This window comes from Desulfovibrio sp. 1188_IL3213 (assembly GCF_036763145.1).
Classification (GTDB): domain Bacteria; phylum Desulfobacterota; class Desulfovibrionia; order Desulfovibrionales; family Desulfovibrionaceae; genus Desulfovibrio.
The window spans coordinates 1-2,053 of the sequence record NZ_JBAIYR010000399.1 but is presented as its reverse complement, the minus strand read 5'-3'; the positions used below and the strand labels follow the sequence as shown (position 1 = coordinate 2,053).

The 2,053-nt window shown below is 60.0% G+C and carries 3 protein-coding genes; 2 read left to right on the top strand and 1 reads right to left on the bottom strand.

The annotated features are described in order from the left end of the window. Position 1 precedes the first annotated feature (1 nt). Complete coding sequence (locus V6C16_RS15000; RefSeq protein ID WP_442886226.1) at positions 2 to 163, top strand: citrate lyase subunit alpha; 162 nt, start codon at positions 2 to 4, stop codon at positions 161 to 163. A gap of 136 nt (positions 164 to 299) precedes the next feature. On the opposite strand, the gene V6C16_RS11890 is transcribed toward V6C16_RS15000, so the two are convergent. Continuing rightward, positions 300 to 683: a hypothetical protein gene (locus tag V6C16_RS11890; protein ID WP_333543299.1), complete on the bottom strand. Its 384-nt coding sequence runs from the start codon at positions 681 to 683 to the stop codon at positions 300 to 302. Between the two features lie 235 nt (positions 684 to 918). On the opposite strand from V6C16_RS11890, the gene V6C16_RS11885 reads away from it, so the two are divergent. Next, positions 919 to 1,779, top strand: coding sequence for a pirin family protein (locus tag V6C16_RS11885; RefSeq protein WP_333534876.1), 861 nt, complete (start codon positions 919 to 921; stop codon positions 1,777 to 1,779). Positions 1,780 to 2,053 lie beyond the last annotated feature (274 nt).

The following is a 2,053-nucleotide window of genomic DNA, read 5'->3' as shown; positions in this document are numbered from 1 at the left end:
GCTGCGCCATGCGCATCTGCCCGTGTGCGGCATTGAAGACCTGCGCGACCAGGCCGTGCGCATGACCGGCAAGCCCCGCCCCCACGAGCACGGCGACAAGGTGGTAGGCACTGTAGAATATCGCGACGGCAGCATTGTGGACCATATCTACGCCACAAAATAGCGCTCAGGCGGTTGAACCCCACAGGGCCACAAGCGCCTTGCGGAAACCGTCACCGATGTAAACCGTGCCATACGGTTTGCTCCCCCAGAAACACCGGGCATGGCGGAAGGCCTGCCATGCCCGGATGCGGAGGACTCTATGCCTCTTCACGCCATTCTTGCCAGGTGGGCATGCGCCGCGGGCCAAAAGGCGATGTCACCATTTCTTCAAGCGGCGGAAGCTGGCGCTGGCGCAGTTCGGCAGGCAGAGACGCCGCGTTCGGCTTTGGTTCCGCCTGGCCTGTTTCTGCGCCCGAATCTGTTTCAGCCCGCCCTGTTTCTGCGGAACTTTCACTTTGCGGGGAGGTTTCCGGTGGCGGCCCGTCTTTTTCCGGCGGCAGCGCGCCGATGTTGTGTGGTTGCTCGTGCGCCGGATTGTGTGCAGGGGAGGAAAGACTGTCGGTACGTTCATCCGCAAAAGCGGGAGGTTGGCTCAAAACTGCCATTGCAAGCAGCAGGCTCAACAGTGCGGCATTGCGCATATCATATCGCTGAACGGCGTGTGGCGCCGGTAAAGTGTTTGTTTGCGACCCAGAAAGGCATGCCTCGTAACGGCGTGCTGTTGCTTCCTGGGCTGTTTTCTGCTTACCTGTGAAACGACACGGCAGAACTTGGGCGTCGCTGTAATGAAAGGCGTGCCGATTTCAGGTACAGCATTCCGGCGGCGGCAGCAAGTTTTCTGCATACAGGCGGGTATGCCCCGCCAAAGGAGATGGCATGAAAAAACGTGCTATTGCTGAACTGGTCACTGGGCGCAAGGCTGTTGACGGCGCGGGCGTACGGCTTGTGCGTGTGCTTGGATCACCCACGGTGCGCTCTTTTGATCCTTTTCTTATGCTTGACGCCTTTGATTCTCAAAATCCCGACGACTACATCAAGGGTTTTCCCACCCATCCCCACCGGGGCATAGAAACGTTCACCTATCTCATGCGCGGGCGCATTGACCATGAAGACAGCCTGGGCAATGCAGGAAGCATTGTTGACGGCGGCTGCCAGTGGATGACGGCGGGCAGCGGCATCCTGCATCAGGAAATGCCCCGGCCCTCACGGCATATGCTCGGCCTGCAGTTGTGGATCAACCTGCCCCGCGACCGCAAGATGGTGGACCCGGAATACAGGGATATCAGGGCCGACATGGTTCCGGTGGCGGAAGAAGGCGGCGCCCGTGTGGCCGTTGTGGCCGGTGAGTACAAGAATGTGGCCGGAGCCACGCGCGGCGACCATGTAGATGTGACTTTTCTGGATATAAGCCTCAAACCCGGCGCGCTCTGGAGCATGGAAACCAACCCGAAGGAAACGGTCTTCGCCTATATGGTGGAAGGCGAATGCGAACTGCCCGGCGATGGCGGGGTGATTCCGCACCGAAACGCCTGCCTGTTCACGCCCGGCGACAGCCTGAGCCTTGTGGGCGGGGCCGAAGGCGCGCGTTTTGTACTGGTTTCCGGCGCGCCCCTGCACGAACAGGTAGCTTGGGGCGGTCCCATTGTCATGAACACGGACGAGGAACTGAGGCAGGCTTTTTTTGAACTGGAAGACGGCACGTTCATCAGGCATGCCCCGCATGGCAGAGCGGGCTGACACTGCGAATGCAGCGGCCATGCGGGGTGAAGCTGCCGGTGCAGACCATGTTTCACTCCGCATGCATGTGGGCGTATCTTGTATCTCACTGTTTTTCTGTGATTTACCAGCTTGACAGGTCTGGGGTCCGGGCTTAACGAAAAATGCGGCCCCCGGTGAAAATGGAGTAACGTCATGCATACATCGTTTTGTGCATTTTTCCGTCACGGCGCTGTGGCCCTTCTGGCTGCGGCAGCCGTCGTCTGCGCTTCTGCCGCGCCGCAAGCGGCCCCGG